This window comes from Nocardia sp. NPDC005978, from assembly GCF_040614455.1.
In the GTDB taxonomy this organism is placed as follows: Bacteria; Actinomycetota; Actinomycetes; order Mycobacteriales; family Mycobacteriaceae; genus Nocardia.
Genome location: NZ_JBEXUS010000034.1, coordinates 1 through 16,822, shown reverse-complemented (window position 1 = coordinate 16,822; position 16,822 = coordinate 1). Strand labels below are relative to the sequence as shown.

At 69.8% G+C, this 16,822-nt stretch carries 10 protein-coding genes; 6 read left to right on the top strand and 4 right to left on the bottom strand.

What is annotated here, in order from left to right:
- The first annotated feature begins 191 nt into the window (after nucleotides 1-191).
- Complete coding sequence (locus ABZ319_RS17570; RefSeq protein WP_354987504.1) at nucleotides 192-1,349, top strand: lipase family protein; 1,158 nt, start codon at nucleotides 192-194, stop codon at nucleotides 1,347-1,349.
- A gap of 150 nt (nucleotides 1,350-1,499) precedes the next feature.
- Here the strand turns inward: ABZ319_RS17570 and ABZ319_RS17565 are convergent, their stop codons facing one another.
- The 4 genes from ABZ319_RS17565 to ABZ319_RS17550 all read right to left on the bottom strand — a co-directional run bounded on the left by ABZ319_RS17565 (nucleotide 1,500) and on the right by ABZ319_RS17550 (nucleotide 10,511).
- Nucleotides 1,500-2,333 (bottom strand): class I SAM-dependent methyltransferase, encoded by an 834-nt coding sequence (locus ABZ319_RS17565; protein ID WP_354987459.1) that lies wholly within the window; start codon nucleotides 2,331-2,333, stop codon nucleotides 1,500-1,502.
- Nucleotides 2,334-2,516: 183 nt separating this feature from the next.
- On the bottom strand, nucleotides 2,517-3,356 hold the full coding sequence (locus tag ABZ319_RS17560) for a hypothetical protein (protein WP_354987458.1): 840 nt from the start codon (nucleotides 3,354-3,356) through the stop codon (nucleotides 2,517-2,519).
- Nucleotides 3,346-5,082 carry a sulfite reductase flavoprotein subunit alpha gene (locus ABZ319_RS17555; protein WP_354987457.1) on the bottom strand — a complete coding sequence of 579 codons (1,737 nt, stop codon included), beginning with the start codon at nucleotides 5,080-5,082 and terminating at the stop codon, nucleotides 3,346-3,348. Before ABZ319_RS17555 ends, ABZ319_RS17560 begins: the two co-directional genes overlap by 11 nt.
- A gap of 11 nt (nucleotides 5,083-5,093) precedes the next feature.
- Nucleotides 5,094-10,511 carry a glutamate synthase-related protein gene (locus ABZ319_RS17550; RefSeq protein ID WP_354987456.1) on the bottom strand — a complete coding sequence of 1,806 codons (5,418 nt, stop codon included), beginning with the start codon at nucleotides 10,509-10,511 and terminating at the stop codon, nucleotides 5,094-5,096.
- Between the two features lie 493 nt (nucleotides 10,512-11,004).
- Between ABZ319_RS17550 and ABZ319_RS17545 the strand changes: the two genes are divergently transcribed.
- The 5 genes from ABZ319_RS17545 to ABZ319_RS17525 form a co-directional block, all read left to right on the top strand.
- Nucleotides 11,005-11,946, top strand: a complete 942-nt coding sequence (locus ABZ319_RS17545; protein WP_354987455.1) for a metal ABC transporter substrate-binding protein — start codon at nucleotides 11,005-11,007, stop codon at nucleotides 11,944-11,946.
- Nucleotides 11,943-12,722 (top strand): metal ABC transporter ATP-binding protein, encoded by a 780-nt coding sequence (locus ABZ319_RS17540; RefSeq protein ID WP_354987454.1) that lies wholly within the window; start codon nucleotides 11,943-11,945, stop codon nucleotides 12,720-12,722. Before ABZ319_RS17545 ends, ABZ319_RS17540 begins: the two co-directional genes overlap by 4 nt.
- Before the next feature lies 1 nt (nucleotide 12,723).
- Complete coding sequence (locus tag ABZ319_RS17535; RefSeq protein WP_354987453.1) at nucleotides 12,724-13,617, top strand: metal ABC transporter permease; 894 nt, start codon at nucleotides 12,724-12,726, stop codon at nucleotides 13,615-13,617.
- A gap of 40 nt (nucleotides 13,618-13,657) precedes the next feature.
- Entirely contained in the window at nucleotides 13,658-15,040 is a 1,383-nt protein-coding gene (locus ABZ319_RS17530) for an SWIM zinc finger family protein (protein WP_354987452.1), read from the top strand.
- Nucleotides 15,041-15,071: 31 nt separating this feature from the next.
- Nucleotides 15,072-16,822, top strand: a 1,751-nt coding sequence (locus ABZ319_RS17525; protein WP_354987451.1) for a DUF6493 family protein, incomplete at its 3' end; no start/stop codon positions are given.

The following is a 16,822-nucleotide window of genomic DNA, read 5'->3' as shown; positions in this document are numbered from 1 at the left end:
TGACAGATTCACATTTTCGATTCGTGCTGTAGACGCAGGGCACGCAATAGTCGGTGTGATTCACAGTTCAGAAGTGCCGGTCCGTACGACGCACTGAGTTCGAGGTGTCGGGGCCGAGGAATCAGCGTTCGATGGCGGCTGACCATACGAGGAAAGTCTTGTTCAGAGTTGCCTTCAGGGCCGCGGTCCTGATGTTGAGTGCGGTCGCTTCCCTGGGAGTGGTGAGCGCGCCCGCGCAAGCCGCCCCGCTGTACCCGACCCCCGATCCCGATGCCTTCTACGCTCAGCCCGCCGACCTGGGAAATTTGAAGCCCGGCGACGTCGTTCGGACCCGCAAGATCGACACCGGTCCGTACGTCGGCACCGAGGGCTGGCAGGTCGCCTTCCGTTCCACCAACTCGCTCGGCGGCCCCGTCATGGGCGTCACCACCGTGCTGTTGCCCGCCGGGGTGGCGAATCCGCCGCTGGTGTCGTACCAGGCGCTGATCAATTCCCTGGGCACGCAGTGCAATCCGTCGCGGTCGCTGTTCAACGGCGAACTGCAGGACGCGCCCGGCGCCATGCTGCCGATCGGCCGGGGCTGGGCGGTCTCGCTGCCCGACTACCTCGGTCCCACCTCCGCCTACGGTGCGGCCAAGCTCAGCGGCATGATGACGCTGGACAGCGTCCGGGCCGTGCAGAAGGCGACCGAACTCGGCCTCGGCTCGTCGCCGGTGGCCATCGCCGGATACTCCGGCGGCGGAATGGCTTCCGCGTGGGCGGCCGCGCTGGCGCCCACCTACGCACCCGAGTTGAAGATCGCCGCGGTCGTGGCCGGCGGCGTCCCCGCCGACCTCGAGGAGATGGCGCTCGCACTCGGTTTCGCACCGCACCCCGGCTTCGGCCTGGCCTTCGCCGCGGCGATGGGCCTCGAGCGCGAGTACCCGGACCGGCTTCCGGTCTCGGACCAGCTCAACCCCGAGGGTCTGTGGTTCCGGGAGTTCACCCACGACGCGTGCCGCCGGTTCCTGCTGTTCCACGGCGCCTTCCGCAACGCCGAGCAGCTGGCGGCGTCGAAGTCCCTGATGGACAGCCAGGAAGCGCGGGCGGTGCTGCGCGAGAACAGTTTGCGTCACTACCCGGGCGTGCCCACCGCGCCGACCTACCTGTGGCAGGGCCGTTTCGACACCCTGACCTCGTTCGGCCCGGTGGCCGAGGTGGCGGATCGTTACTGCAAGGCGGGTGCGCCGGTCGACTTCCGGCCGTTCGACATCGCGGAGCACATGACCACGGCCGTAGCGGGTTTCGTGGACGCGTGGAACTACGTGGAAGCGCGCTTCCGCAACGATCCGGTGCCGACCAGCTGCTGATCGATCCGGTCCGATAGACGATCGGCCGGGACGACCACCCGCGTGCCCCGGGTTCGAAAACCATTCGAAACCCGGGGCATTCGCGTGTTCCAGGTCCGTGACCGCGGTCGGCTTCCGGTCTTTGCTCGGCTCCTCGGTCCGCGGGCGGCGCTACCGCCGGACGGCGTGCGCGATGCGCCCGGCGAACACGTCGTACTTCGGGTCCGGGTCGAATCCGTAGCGGGACAGGGTTTCCGGCACCGAGGTGTCGACTATGCCGTCGAAACCCAGTTTTTCGAGTTCGCGGGCCAGCTCGGCGGGTGCGAAGAACGTCTGCCACGGCTCGCCCTGATCGGCAACCCTGGTCAGCACGTCCGCCCCCATCGCGCGTCGTTCGGCGGATCGGGTGGCGGCCGGATCGTTGTAGTCGACGACGAGTTCGGCGTGCGCGTCGAGCCCCGCCGCGAAGGCGAACAGCCGCAGCGTGGCCGCCCTGCTCAGATACATCACCACCCCGAGGCAGACGAAGATCGCCGGCGCCGTCCGGTCGAACCCCTCCGCCCCGAGCGCGTCTCCCAGGTCGTCCCCCTCGAAATCCGCGGCCACGAACGCGACCGACTCCGGCACGCCGATCCCCGCGGCCCGCAATCGTTCTCGCTTCCACTCCTGCGTATCGGGATGGTCCACCTCGAACACCCGCAGCCCCGCATACGGGTTCCGGTACCCGAAGGTGTCCAGCCCCGCCGCCAGGATCACCAGCTGCCGAACCCCCGCCGCGACGGCCGCCTCGATCGCGTCCTCGGCCACCCGGAACCGGACCAGGATCCACGGATGCAACACGTCCGGGATCCAATTCTCCCGCGCGGCGCCCACTTCCCCGTCCGGCACCCCGCAGATGGCCGCCGCCAATGGATCATCGAAAATCCGCGCTCCCGAATCCACCCGATGCGCGGCCCGGATCAAAGCGATCGACAACGCCGTCCGGCTGGCCCGCCCCTGCTCCACGCCGTCCCCCTCGCACCGAGTTAGGTTCGCCCCCACCATATCCGCCCCCGCCCCACCCCATCCCCCGATCGCCGCGGCGAACCATCTCGATTCGGCCGGCGCGGCCCCGCGCCCGCTGTCCGGCCTGCTATTTCCGCCGGGTCGGCTTATCCGCCGAATCCTGACAGCTGATCCGCCGCGCCCTCACGCGCCCGGATCGGGGAGTGACGCCGCGATCGCTTCCCACGCGCCGTGCAGGTGGGGGCAGATCGAGCCGGTCTGGGTCAGGACCGTCACGCAGCGGTTGTCGTGGTCGTAGAGCTCGAGGGCGGAGGTGACGCCGGTGGGGCCGTGCGAGTGGGTCAGCCAGCACTCGCGGATGTGCAGGGGGCTTACCGCGTAGCGGGCGGCGCCGAACACCACCGACACGTGATCGGGTTCGTGTTCGACCAGGGCGGCGCGGTCGCGATGCAGTTGCAGGCAGCCGCCGCCGGGGACGGCGACGGTGAAGGGCAGTGACAGGTCGGCCAGATGGGTCAGCAGGTGCGGGAGCACGCGCGGCTCCACGCGGCGCGCGCCGGTGAACGGCAGCACGTGGTAGCGCTCGGTGGTCAGGGCGTCCAGGTGGGTGATCTGGTCGGTGTCCCGCCAATCCAGCTCGGACCAGCGCAGCGGCGTCTCGGGCTCCGGCGGCGCGGCGGGAGCCAGCGCGATCGCCTCGATGAGCATCGGATCGGACCGCGGGGTGAAGTAGGCGCGGTGGGTGCCCGACGCGTCGGCCAGGGTCAGGGCGCGGGGGGTGAGGTGGATGTCGGTGATCCGGCCCGGGTGCAGGCGCAGCGCGATCCGGTCTGCGCCGCAGGACAGCGCCTCGCCCGGAAACGCGGGCGGCAGATACTCGCCGGTGTGGCTGAGCAGGGCCGCGGCGTTCGCGGTCGCGGTGACCACCATCCCGAGGGCGGGCAGTGCCTGGGCGACAACCCGCGCCCCGCCGGCCACCCGGCGGGCGGGGCAGTGTTCGCAGCGGTGGCCGTCAGTACACATCGCGGACGTACCGCTTCTCGCGCTTGAGGGTGTTGACGTAGTCCGCGGCGGTCTCGGCGTCGAATCCGCCGTGCTCACCCACGATCTCGTGCAGCGCCCGGTCCACGTCCTTGGCCATGCGGGTGGCGTCGCCGCACACGTAGAAGTGCCCGCCCTCCTCCAGCCACGCGAACAGGTCCGCACCGTGTTCGCGCATCCGGGACTGCACGTAGATCTTGTCGGCCTGATCCCGCGAGAACGCCAGGTCCAGCCGGTCCAGCAGCCCCGACCCGTGCCAGGCCGTCAGCTCCTCGGCGTAGATGTAATCGTGCTCGCGATGCTGGTCCCCGAAGAACAGCCAATTGCGCCCGCCCGCACCGCGCTGTTCCCGCTCCTGCAGGAACGCCCGGAACGGCGCGATCCCGGTCCCGGGACCGACCATGATCATCGGCGCGTCGTCCGAACTCGGCACCCGGAAGGACTTGTTGGGCTGCAGGAAGATGCGTGCGTCCCCGCACCGATCGGCGAGATAGGTCGAGCACACGCCGCCGCGATCGCGCCCCGCGTGCTGATACCGCACCCCCGCCACGGTCAGGTGAATGCGCTCGGGATGCGCCAGCGAACTCGAGGAGATCGAATATGCCCGGTGCTGCAGCGGTTTGAGCAGTCCGATGAACTCCTCCAGCGCCAGCACGTCACCCCCGATCCGCAGGATGTCGAGGATGTCCTTGCCGTAGAGCCAGCGATCGAGCACGTCCTTGACCCCGCCGCGCAGCACGTGCGAGAGCTCCTCGTTCTCCGCGCGGCTCTCCACCTCGCTGAGCAGATCCTTGGCGGGCGTGCTGATCTCGTAGCGACCGCCGAGCAGCACGCTCAGCGGCTCGCCGTCCACGACGGTGTCCGGCGACACCCGGAAGTGGTCCGCGATGGCCGCCACCAGCTCGGGGTTGTTCTCCGGGAAAACCGCCAGCGCGTCACCCGCCTCGTACCCGATGCCGCTGTCCGCCAGCGCGAACTCGACGTGCCGAATCTCCTTGCCGGACCGGGGCCCCGACAGCATCCGGTTCACCGGCAGCTGCGCCACGTACGGATTCTTGCGCGTCCACCCGGACCGCGCGAGGGTGCTGGGCGGCGGCGTCCCGGGCGTGCCGCCCGCCCCGGCCAGGGTCACCAGCGTGGCGACCGCGCCGCGCACCCACTCGGCCGCCGGTGTCTCGTAATCGATGTCGCAGTCGGTCCGCCCCACGACCCGATGCGCCCCGAGCTGTTCCAGCCTGGTGTCGATGAGCTTGCCCGCCTGGCAGTAGCCGTCGTAGCCGGTGTCGCCGAGCGCGAGCACGCCGTAGGCGAGCCCTTCCAGACGCGGCGCTGTCTCCGAAGACAGTGCTTCCCAGAACAATTCGGCATTGTCCGGCATCTCGCCCTCACCGTAGGTGGAGGTGATGACCAGCACGTACTTGAATCCGACCAGCTCGTCGAGCTTGATGTCGTCTAGCCCGCTGACCCGCGCGTCGAACCCCTGCGCGGTGGCCGCGGCCGCGGTATCGGCCGCGAGCCCTTCGGCGTTGCCGGTCTGGCTGCCGTACAGGATGCGCAGCGACGGTCGCGGCGCACCGGTTTCGGTGCTCGCCGGGGCGGCGGCCGGGGCCATGGCGAGCCGGGAGTGCAGGCCGGCCAGGAAGCCGGCGAGCCAGGCGCGCTGGTCCTCGTTGAACGGCGCGTCCTCGGGAATGTAGGCGATCTTCATGTACTCGCTCTTCAGGTGGTCTGCAGGGAAGGACCGGACAGCGCGACGACCGGAATCGACTTGTGCGCGAACAGTTCCTCGAAGGAGGGCAGGCGGCCGATGCGGTCGATGTTCTTGGCGCTCTGGAACAGGATCCAGCCGTAGGTGCCGGGACTGTCCATCGAGCGCACATTGCGTTCGCTCAGCGCCCGCTTGTAGTCGGTGAGTCGTTTGTCCGCGACCATGACCGCCAGGTCCTCGTCGCTGAACCCGTCGATGGCCTCGCGGGCGTACTTCTGCAACTTCTGGATGAGGAAGAAGTCCTCGGTGAGCACCAGATTGCGCACCGCGGCCCCGATGCGCGGATCCTGTACCGCGCTCACCTCCGGCAGCCGTGACATCGCCAGCTGCTGCGCCATGTTCAGCACCGTGTAGGTGTTGAGCAGCGCGTACATCTCCTCGGTATCGGTGTCGCCGTATCCGGGCACCGCACCGCCGAGCACCGTGCGGGACTCGCGGTAGGACAGCTTGAACTTGCGCACCTGATGCCCGGACAGCGCGGCGGCGAGTTCGTCCAGCAGCTCCCTGCGGGTCTTGGCGGCCAGAATCGCGTCGGCGTCCTGGTACTGCAGCAGTGCGCGCGGCATGGCGTACACCAGGTGCGCGCGGGTGCCCTCCCAGTCCGCGAGCAGCGCCGCGCCGCGCTCGGACCCGGTCGCCTCGACATGCCATTCCAGCAGCGTGCGCGCGGCCTGCTCGTGGAACGGCGCGTCCGTGATCGGCAGCACCAGCACCGAATCCGCGCTGACCTTCGCGCCCAGCGCGCCTTCGGGGTCGTACTGGTAGAGGAAGCCGCCGCTCATGCCGTTCCCGACGCCCTTGCCGAAGCCGCCGATATTGAGGACCGCGCCGTTGGTCATGTACTCGCACAGGAATTCGCCGACGCCCTCCACGACCGCCGAGGCCCCGGAGTTGCGCACCGCGAACCGGTCACCGGCTTCGCCGTCGACGAACAGCCGTCCGCCCGATGCCCCGAACAGCGCGAAGTTGCCGATGAGCACGCTGCCCCCGGGCGCGGTGGACCCGCCGCCCGGCGACCGCACGGTGATCACGCCGCCGCAGGCGCTCTTGCCCACGCCGTCGTTGCAGGTTCCGATGTGGGTCAGGCTGATTCCGTCGTTGCAGAACAGCCCGTAGCTCTGGCCGGCCGAGCCGGTGGTGGTGATCTCCACGCTGCCGGGCTGCAGATGTCGCCGGCCGCGGTCGTCGGTCACGACCGCCGCGCCGTCGGCGTCGCCGTGGTTGAGCATGCGCTCGATGTCGATGGCGAGCTGACCGCCGACGCCCTTGTTCCGGTTGGTGAGCGCGACCGGCGGCAGCACCGCACCGTCCAGGCTCAGCGCCGCGAGGAAGGAGTCGTCGATCGCGTAGTCCTTCTCCATGTAGATCGGGTTCTCGACGACGAATTCCGCTGCCACGGTGAGCATTCGGCGCAGGTCCAGGCGTCCGATGGAGGACGGGTGGTCGAGCAGGTGCAGCAGATCGCTGCGCCCGCGCGCCGCCCGCAGCGAGGGCACGCCCAGGGTGGCCAGGATCTCCCGGACCTCGTGCGAGATGTTGAGCAGGTACTGCGCCAGCGCGCGCGGATCACCCTCGAACACTTCGGGATTGGTGGTGAGACCGGCCGGGCACTTGATGTTGCAGTTCTTCGCCATCACGCAGCGCAGCATCATCAGCGCGGTGGTCCCGAATTCGAAACTGTCGGCCCCGAGCAGCGCGGATTTGACCACGTCGCTCGCGGTCTGATGCGCGCCCGAACATCGCAGCACGACCTTCTGTCGAATACCGTTGGCGCACAGCGCCTGATGCACCTCGGCGACGCCGATCTCCGCGGAGCGGCCCGCGTACTTCAGGCTGGTGACCGCGGCCGCGCCGGTGCCGCCGGTGTTGCCCGCGACATTGATGACGTCGGCCCCGGCCTTGGCGACCCCGACCGCGATGGTGCCGATGCCCTCCGAGGACACCAGCTTCACGATCACCCGCACCCGGGCGGCCTTGCAGTCGTGAATGAGCTGGGCCAGATCCTCGATCGAGTAGGTGTCGTGGTGCGGCGGCGGGGACACCAGCTCTACGCCGGGGGTTCCGCCGCGCGCGGCCGCGATCTCGACGGTCACCTTCGGCGCCGGCAACTGGCCGCCCTCACCGGGTTTCGCGCCCTGCCCGATCTTGATCTCGAGTTCGCGCAGCATCGGATCGGCGAGATAGCCCGCCCACACCCCGAAGCGCCCGGAGGCGAACTGCTTGATGCGCGAGCCGCGAATGGTGCCGTAGCGGGTGATGTGTTCGCCGCCCTCACCGCAATTAGACAGTCCGCCCACCATATTGGTGCCGTGCGCTACCGCTTCGTGCGCGGGCGCGACCAGCGCGCCATGACTCATCGCGCCCGAGGCCAGGGTGGCGGTGATCTCGCTGGCGGGCTGGACCGTGGCTAGCGGAATCGAGGCGGGGGCGGTGTCCACCGCCGCGAGATAGGCCGCCGCTGCCCCGGTGGCACGCACGCGCAGGTGCTCGGCGCTGACCTCCGCCTCGGCGATGTCCGCGCCGAACCGGGCGCGCAGCGACTGTGCCAGGGCCGCGAGCCGGTGCGGGGTGTGGGCCAGCCGCAGGGTGAACACATCACCCTGCTGCTCGCGGGTCAGTCCGCGAACCAGGAACGAATTGTTGCCCGAGCGCGCGAATTGCCCCATCTCGCTGCGGAATTCGTCGGCGGTGTGCACGAAGTTCACATCCGCGGGCAGGGCGAGCACGTCGCGCAGCGCGGCGGGCCGCCGCGTGCGCTCGGCGTTCATGGCCCGCACGAAATTGCGATAGCCCGCCGTGATGTCGAAGCTGTCGATGGCGCGCGGGGTGAGCTCGTCGAAACTGGTGTTGCGGTAGGCATTGTCGTCGAGCCCGAACGCGCCCTCGAGCTGGTTCAGCGGCAGCAGCCGCAGGTGAGCGGGGTCGGCCATCGCCGGATTGTGCGGGCGTGCGGTGTCGTCGAAGGAGATGGCCTCCTCGGTCATGTCGACGAAACCGCGCACCGCGGTGGTGCCGTAGGAGTGCCCGGCCCCCTCCGCGCGCTCCTTGAACAACCCGAGCAGCGGGATGTCCTGCTCGCCGCGCACCGTGCGGGCACGGGCGTGCCAATCCGCCACCGCCGCGGCCAAAGTCGCGAATCCGACGCCCGCCACCGGCGACACCACGTTCGGGAAGTACCTGCGCAGCACCGGATCCGCGGTGTCGAGGTAGTTGGGCTCGAAGAACTCGCCGCCGATGTAGCTCTCGGCGGTGCACAGTCCCACCCGGCCCATGGTCTTCATGAGCGACTTCTCGGCCGCCTTGGCGAACCGGGCGAAGGCGCTGTCGGCGTCGTCGCCGTACTTCTCCTCGGCGCGCATCTGCACCGACAGCGCGTACACCGCGGACGCCCCGAACCCGAGCACCGCGGCGACGTGGTGCGAGGAACACAGCTGCCCGCTCTCGGCGATCACCGAAACCCGCAGGCGCAGACCCTCTTCGATGAGCCGCTGGTTGATGGCCGAGACCACCAGGATGAGCGGCAGCGCGGCGCGTTCGGCCGACACGTGGCGGTCGGTGATGATCGCGATGCCGCCGGTCTCACGGGCGAATTCCTGTACCTGTTCGCAGAGTTCGTCGACCGCGCGCACCAGGGCCGCGGCATTGGCGGCGGGATCGGTGAGATCGGCGCGGTAGCGCATGCCGAAGCGCCGCACCGGCGTATCGCCCTGCTCACGGATCTTGAGCATGTCCCGGTGGTTGAGGATGGGGGAGCGGACCACGATCTGCGGGGCCGCCTGCGCGCCGCTGTTGGGCTTCGCGCCCAGCGCGACCCGCAGGGTCATGCCGTCGGCTTCCCGAATACTGTCCAGCGGCGGATTGGTGACCTGCGCGAAGCGCTGCGAGAAGTACTTGGCCACACCGCCTTCCTGGTCCGAGAGCGCGTTGATGGCCGCGCCGTAGCCCATCGCCGAGATCTTCTCCTGGCCGGTGGCCAGCATGGGATCCATCAGGAACTTGAAGCTCTCCTGATTGAGCGAGTAGGCGACGTAGCGCTGTGGGCGGGTGAGGTCGCCGTCGTATCGCGCGGGGGCGCTCTGGTTCTCGGGCGGGACGGGCGGCAGGTCGGCGATGTTCACCCGGGCGGCGGTCAGCAGGGCCGGGTAGTCGTGGCGGGCCGCCAGCATCTCCAGGGCCGCCGTCGTGCCGTACGCGCGCCCGGCCGCGTGATCGAAGAACAGCATGCCGCCGGCCTCGATGCGCCCGCGCACCAGCACCTGCTCGGGCGGGAAGTACACCTGCCCGGCCTCGGACATGACGCCCAGGTAGTCGGTGGTCTCGACGGTGCGCAGCGGGCGCAGGCCGAGCCGGTCCAGGCGGGCGCCGATGATCACGCCGTCACCGAAGACCAGCGCCGCCGGGCCGTCGTTCTTCTCCTCGTAGAGGCTGAAGTACTCCAGCATGGCGGTGACCCGGGGCGAGAGCGTGGTGTCGTTCTCCCAGGCGGGCGGCATCATGGCCACCACCGCGGTCACCAGGTCGAGGTCGTCCTCGATGACCCGGTTCTGCAGGGTCTGATCCAGGCGGCAGCTGTCGGACTGGCCCGCCGGGCGCACGATGGCGCGGCTGCGGGCGCGGGCGAGCGCGTTCTCCGAGAGCCGGTTCTTCTTGTCGGTGTTGAGCTCGCCATTGTGCGCCATGAACCGGAACGGTTGCGCCATCGTGGAATCGGGCGCGGTGTTGGTGGAGAACCGCGTATGGAAGAACAGCGAGTGCACCTGCATCCGCGGATCGTTCAGATCCCGGAAGTAGGGCACCACCTCGTGCGAGTTGAGCCTGCCCTTGAGCACCTGGGTGCGGGCGCTGAGCGAGAGCGGGTACAGCCCGCGCAGTTCCGGGCGGGTGTAGGCCACGGCCTCGATCGCCATGAGCGCGTCGTGGATGCGCCGGTCGGAGTCGGCCCGAAAGACCCACTGCCGCACCGGTAGCTGATAGCGAACCGCGGCCGGGCGGACGGCGCTGTCGTCGGTGGGCACGTCGCGGGTCAGCAGGATCTCGAATCCCTGCGCGCGCAGCGCGTTCTCGATGACGGCCTCGGCCTCGGCGGCGCGCTCCGGCTCGGCGGGCAGGAAGAAGTTCCCCACCCCGAACTCCCCGAGTCGCAGGTCTGCCCGTCCCGTGAGCTCGGCGAAGAACCGCAGGGACAGATCGAGATTCACGCCCGCGCCGTCACCGACGCCCTCGGAGGACATGCCCCCGCGGTGCGGCACGGCGCACAGCGCTTCGTGCAGCTTGTGAATGATCTCGTGTGTCTGGACGCCGTCCTTGCGGGTCAGGAACCCGACGCCGCAACTGCTCTTCTCCTGCTCCGGGTCGTACAGTCCAATCACACGAGTTCTCCTCAGCCGGCGCCGCGAACGACGCGCCAACGAACGACATGGTTCACTCGTCCCGCCGGCTCCGCGCACGCTCGCCCCGGCCTTGCCCGGCTTCCGCGCCGGAACCGACAGGACAACGAGCCAGCCTCAAGCGAGGATAGGCTAACCTCAGAAATCGCCTGCGGATAGCTCCTGCGGCGCACGTCACATCCCGGACATCGGGTGGTCGCGCGGTGTTTGCCCGGCGCGGTCCGATTCGGCGCGTGCCGAATTCTCGCATCCGGATGACCGACGGTAGGTCCGTTGAATGCTGATTCCCGGAGGTTTTCGGGGGCTGCGGTTCAATGCCAGAGCTAATAATCAGCAACCCACTCGGATATCGGGGTCCCGATTGGCTGGACGAGCAGGAAACACCCGGTCGGGCGGGTATGCCGAGACTGTGATCCAGCTGTTATTCGAACGCCCGGTCTTGAAAGTTCGGGGAACCGAACTTTATATTCAGGTGATGAAGGTTTGGATTCGGCGGTCCGGGCGTGTGCCGCTGCGCGCGCTGACATCGATCGGCGGTGTGTGCGCGCTGCTGCTCGCGCTCACCGCGTGCGGCGGCGAATCGGATCGTGACGGCAAGCCGACGGTGCTCACCACGTTCACAGTCCTGGCCGATATCGCGCGCAATGTGGCGGGGGAGCACCTGGCGGTCGAGTCGATCACCAAGGTGGGGGCCGAGATTCACGGGTACGAGCCGACGCCGGGGGATATCCGCAAGGCGGCCAAGGCCGATCTGATCATCGACAACGGGCTGAACCTGGAAGCGTGGTTCTCCCAGTTCGTCACCGACGCGAAGGTCGAGCACGTGGTCGTCACCGACGGGGTCTCCCCGATCGCGATCGGGGAGGACGCCTACCGGGGCAAGCCGAACCCGCACGCGTGGATGTCGCCGCTGAACGTGCAGATCTACGTGGACAACATGGTTCGCGCGTTCGAGCAGCTCGCGCCCGCGCATGCCGCGGACTTCCGCGCCAACGGCGACGCCTACAAGGCGAAGCTGCAGCAGGTGCATACCGATCTGGTCGGCACGCTGTCCGGATTGCCCGCGAACGAGCGGGCGCTGGTCACCTGCGAAGGCGCGTTCTCCTATCTCGCCCGCGACGCCGGGCTGACCGAGAAGTACATCTGGGCGGTCAACGCCGAGCAGCAGGCGACCCCGCAGCAAATCACCTCGGCCATCGATTTCGTGCGCGCCAACAAGGTGCCCGCGGTGTTCTGCGAATCCACCGTCTCCGACGCGCCCATGCGGCGGGTGGTCGAGGCGACCGGCGCCAGGTTCGGCGGCACCCTGTACGTCGATTCCCTCTCGGAGAGTGACGGTCCCGTGCCCACCTACCTCGATCTCATCCGGCACGACGCCGCCACCATCACCACCGCGCTGACCGGACGCGCGTCATGAGCGCGGCGATCGACGTCGCGGACGTCAGCGTGCACTACGGCGACCTGCTCGCCCTGGACGGCGTCACCGTCGCCGTGGGCAGCGGCCGGATCTGCGGACTCGTCGGCATGAACGGCTCGGGCAAGTCGACGCTCTTCAAATCCATCATGGGACTCGTCCGCCCCGACCGCGGCACGGTGCTGATCAACGGCGCCGCCCCGGCGGCCGCGCGCAAATCCGGTGTCCTGGGCTATGTTCCGCAGAGCGAGGACGTGGACTGGAGCTTCCCGCTCTCGGTCGGCGACGTGGTGATGACCGGCCGCTACGGCCACATGGGCTTCACCCGCAGACCCCGGCGCGCGGACCGGGAGGCCGTCGCGCACGCGCTGGAGCGGGTCGAACTGACGGACCTGGCGGGCAGGCAGATCGGCCAGCTGTCCGGCGGGCAGCGCAAACGCGCCTTCGTCGCGCGTGGAATCGCCCAGGGCGCAACGGTGCTGCTGCTGGACGAGCCCTTCGCCGGGGTCGACAAGCGGTCCGAGGCGACCATCACGACCCTGCTGCGCGAACTCGCCGCGGACGGGGTCACCGTGCTCATCTCCACCCACGATCTGCACGCGCTGCCCGGTCTCGCCGACGAGGCCATCCTGCTCAATCGGCGGGTGCTGGCGCACGGCGATCCGCGCGAGGTGCTGCGCCCGGAGAACCTGGCGCTGGCCTTCGGCATGGATGTGCTCGACCGCGACGTGCCGGACCGGGACCTGCCGGTCCGCGACGCGCTGCCGAAGGCGGGCTGAGATGAGCCTGTCCGAGATGCTGCTGGACCCACTGGGTTACGAGTTCATGACCCGCGCGCTGCTGACCAGCGTGATCACCGCCGTGGTGTGCGGCATGCTGTCCTGCTGGCTGGTGCTGATCGGCTGGTCGCTCATGGGTGACGCGGTCTCGCACGCCGTGCTGCCCGGGGTGGTGCTGGCCTACATCGTGGGCGCGCCCTTCGCCGTCGGCGCGGTCATCTTCGGCTTCCTGGCCGTCGCCCTGATCGGCGTGGTGCGCAGCACCAGCCGGGTCAAGGAGGACGCCGCCATCGGCATCGTGTTCTCCACCCTGTTCGCCTCGGGTCTGGTGCTGATCTCGGTGACGCCCAGCCAAACCGATCTGAACCACATCATCTTCGGCAATCTGCTGGGCGTGAGCCGCGCGGAGCTGATCCAGGTCGCGGTGCTGGCCGTCATCGTGCTGGCCGCGCTGTACCTGAAGCGCCGCGACTTCACGCTCTACGCCTTCGACCCCACTCACGCGCACGCGATCGGCCTGCACCCCAAGCTGATCGGCACCGCGCTGCTCGGATTGCTCGCGCTCACGGCGGTATTGGCGCTGCAGGCGGTCGGGGTGATCCTGGTGGTCGCCATGCTCATCATTCCCGGGGCCACGGCCTACCTGCTCACCGATCGCTTCGGCCGCATGCTGCTGATCGCGCCGACGGTCTCGGCCGTGTGCGCGGTGACCGGCCTGTACCTGAGCTACCACCTGGACACGGCGTCCGGCGCGATGATCGTGGTCGTGCAGGGCGCGGTCTTCACGCTCGTCTACCTGTTCGCGCCGCGACAGGGCGTGATAGGCAAGCGGATCGGCGCGGCGCGCCGGCGGTCGAACGCCGTGCGGGGGGTGGCCGCGGCACCCGCGGCCTGATCCGCGTTCGCTGTCGGTACCCCGCTCTACCGTGCGTCGCATGAGTTCGACAGCGACGCATTCGCTCACCTACCTCCGGCCGTCGGGCCTCGATCGTTCGGGTGGGCGCGACCTGCTCGGCCTGCAGACCAGCGGGGGGCGCACCCCCGGCGGCGACGTCGCCAATCCCACGTTCTTCCAAGGGTTTCTGAAGGATCCGGCGGTAGCGGCGGCGGGCCTGCTCGCGGTCGCCGACGTGGCCGCGGCTCGGTATTACGACCCGCGCCGGACGGGCTCGGGCCTGCTGGACCCGGTGGTGACCGGCAACGGCGACCGGTTGCGGTTCGAATCGTTCTCGGCGTGCTGCGGGGTGCACGCGCGGCTCGACGTGCTGGACTCCGGCCTGGACGGCGAGATCGGCCACGGGACAACGAATGTGGATGTGAACACCCCGCTGCGCGACGCGCTCAACGGCGTCACCGCGGGCGATCCGCTGCATCTCACCGTCGGCCCGCAGGAACTGGCCGTGGCCACCCTGGGCGACCGGGTGGTTGAGAAGAAGGTGCCGCTGCCGGACCGCTGGCTGCGCGGCTTCGCCGAAACCCAGGTGATAGCGGCGGGATTCGAGCTGCGCGCGGAGGTCTCCGCCGCCGAGGCGGTGCGCTTCCTGCGGTCGCTGCCGCGCTCGGGCGGCAACGCCGCGCGGGGCGGGCAGTGGGTGGCGGCGGCCGGGGGCAGGCTGCGGCTCACCTCGCGCCCGGCCGCGGGGACGGTATGCCTGCCGGGTCCGCAGCGGCTGGCCGCGCTGCATCGGGTGCTGCGCCAGGCGGATTCGCTGCGACTGTACGGCCCGCCGGCCGCCCCGGGCAGCGGATTGCTGGCCTCGGCGTGGGAGATCGGCCTGCCTGGAACGCGGCTCACGCTCACCCTCTCACCCGAGACCGGGCGCGGATTCTCCGGTGAGGGCACGGTATTGAACGCCCTGGCCGATGCCGAGACCGAATCGGACGCCGAGCTGCTGTCGGTGCTGCTGGCCTGGGATCCGCGTATCGACCTCGGCCTGCTCGCGGCACAGTCCGGACTCGCGGTCGAGCGGGTCCGATCGGCGTTGACGCGGCTGGGGGTCGACGGCCGCATCGGCTACGACCTCGCCGAAGCCGCGCACTACCATCGTGAACTGCCCTATGCCACAGGGCGAGTCGAACGGCACAACCCGCGGCTGAAGGCCGCCCGCGAGCTGGTCGCGGCGGGCGCGGTGCGACTCGAACCGGGCGAGATGGCCGACGTCGTCTCCGGGAGCTTCGTGCACCGCGTCCGCCTGGCCGCGAACGGCGCGTTCCAGTGCACCTGCGACTGGTGGGCCGGAACCGGCGGCGGGCGCGGCCCCTGCCGGCACGCGCTGGCCGTGCGCATCGCCCGCAACGGCGCTACCGCCGCGCTCTGATCACCGAACCTATTTTTTCCCAAGGGTATTCATGACCAAGATCCTCGACGCGAAGCAGCTGACGAACACGCGTCCCTCCCGAATCGCCGACCTCGTCGCGTCCATGTCCGTCGCCGAGCGCCGAGCACTGGCGCCCGCGCTGAAGACCGCGCGTTCCGCGCTGCCGCGCCGCGGCTGGTGGGAGTCCTACTCGAAACCCCATGCGGCGGTGCAGCTGTGGGGGCTGGGCTGCCTGTCCACCCCCACGGCCGTGGCCCAGTGGCTCTCGGCCGGTGTCACCCGGCAGATCGACACCCGTCCCGAATCGCTGCTCGCCTGCCTCGAAGCCGGAGAGCGCGACGATGCCTGGCGCGCCGAACTCGCGGCCAAGCTCGCCGCCGGTCGCGCCGAAAGGTGGCAGGGTCTGCCGTACTTCCCGCTCATCGTGCACCTGGTGCGGACCTCGGACGCGCCGGTGCCCACCGACGATGCCTTCGTCCAGGCCTGGGCCGGCCGCCGGGACGGGGCAACGGTGCGGTTGTCGCCGCGGTGGCACGAGCATCAGCTGCCGATCGGGGTGAACCTGCGTGAGCAGTTGCGCGCCGACCCCTTCCTGCCCGCCCTGGCGCGCCGGCTGGTCGAGGTCAACGGCCTGAATCTCTTCAATGACCCGGATGTCCAGCACGGTTCGTGGCCGCACGCGCTGAACGAGCTGTCCCGCGCGGGCGTCGTCGACCGCGAGGAACTGCACACCTGCACCCTGAACGCGCTGCTGCGCGCCGATGGGCGAGCCTCAGACACGACGAGCAGGCTGAACGTTCTCGTCGCCCTGCGCGCCGAACCCGCCGAATGCGCCGTCCGCGCCGAGACCTACGCGCGGCTGCTCGCCGAGAGTCATTCGACCGTGGCCGGACACGCGCAGGGTGTGCTCATCGCCCTGCACGAGGCGGGCAGCTACTCCGCGGCCGACGCGGTCGCTCTCTCGGACGCGGTGTTCGCGCGGCCGGAGAAGAAACTTGTTCGCGCCCAGCTGAGCTGGCTGGAGCGCATCGTGCGCGCCGAACCCGAGCACATTTCCGCGGCGGTGCGTCTGTGGGCGGAGTTGGCCGCCACGATCGAGGACGCCACCCTGCGCGCCCGTGCCGAGAAGCTGGTGACCCGCTATCTGCCCGAGGCGGACGACGAGACCCGGATGGATCTGGCTGTCGCGCCGGAGCCGGAGATCGAGGAGCCCTTCGAACTGCCGCCACCGCTCGCGCCCGCACCGCTGAGTGAAATCCCCTCCACCCCTGGTGATCTGGCGGACATCTACCGCTGGCTATCGGCCCGATCGGGCGGCGACCCACGCGGCGGAGAGCGGTTCTTCGACGGCCTGGTGCGCTTCGCGCACGCGGACCCCGCGGGCCTGGACGCCGCCCTGCGCCCGGCGCTGGACCACGATCTGAGCACCGTGCGGGCCATCGAATCCGCAGCGCGGCAGCGCAACTGGTGGGGTCAGCAGCCGTGGGGGCCGCTGACCACGGCGGCCATCGCGCTCGGCATCATCGGGTACCGCCCGGCGCTGGACCGGCGAGCCACCGTGCTGGGTGAGCGCATGGCCGAATGGGCCGAGCTCGTCCTGTCGAAAGCGCCGCTGCCGCCGTGCGCGCTCGCCACCCCGACCTACGACAACGGACAGCTCGATGCCGCCGAGTTGCTCGAGCGCCTGCGCCTGTTCCACGCCGCCGGGATCCGGCCCGGCCCGATCGAATTCGCACAGGCCCTGGTGCGCGTCGCGCCCGGCGCCGACTCCGCGATCGGCGC

Excerpts from the sequence above, each read along its gene's own strand:
- ABZ319_RS17540 (WP_354987454.1), top strand. The coding sequence starts at position 11,943 with ATGAGCGCGGCGATCGACGTCGCGGACGTCAGCGTGCACTACGGCGAC.
- ABZ319_RS17545 (WP_354987455.1), top strand. The coding sequence starts at position 11,005 with ATGAAGGTTTGGATTCGGCGGTCCGGGCGTGTGCCGCTGCGCGCGCTG.
- ABZ319_RS17530 (WP_354987452.1), top strand. The coding sequence starts at position 13,658 with ATGAGTTCGACAGCGACGCATTCGCTCACCTACCTCCGGCCGTCGGGC.
- ABZ319_RS17555 (WP_354987457.1), bottom strand. The coding sequence starts at position 5,082 with ATGAAGATCGCCTACATTCCCGAGGACGCGCCGTTCAACGAGGACCAG.
- ABZ319_RS17535 (WP_354987453.1), top strand. The coding sequence starts at position 12,724 with ATGAGCCTGTCCGAGATGCTGCTGGACCCACTGGGTTACGAGTTCATG.
- ABZ319_RS17560 (WP_354987458.1), bottom strand. The coding sequence starts at position 3,356 with ATGTGTACTGACGGCCACCGCTGCGAACACTGCCCCGCCCGCCGGGTG.
- ABZ319_RS17570 (WP_354987504.1), top strand. The coding sequence starts at position 192 with ATGTTGAGTGCGGTCGCTTCCCTGGGAGTGGTGAGCGCGCCCGCGCAA.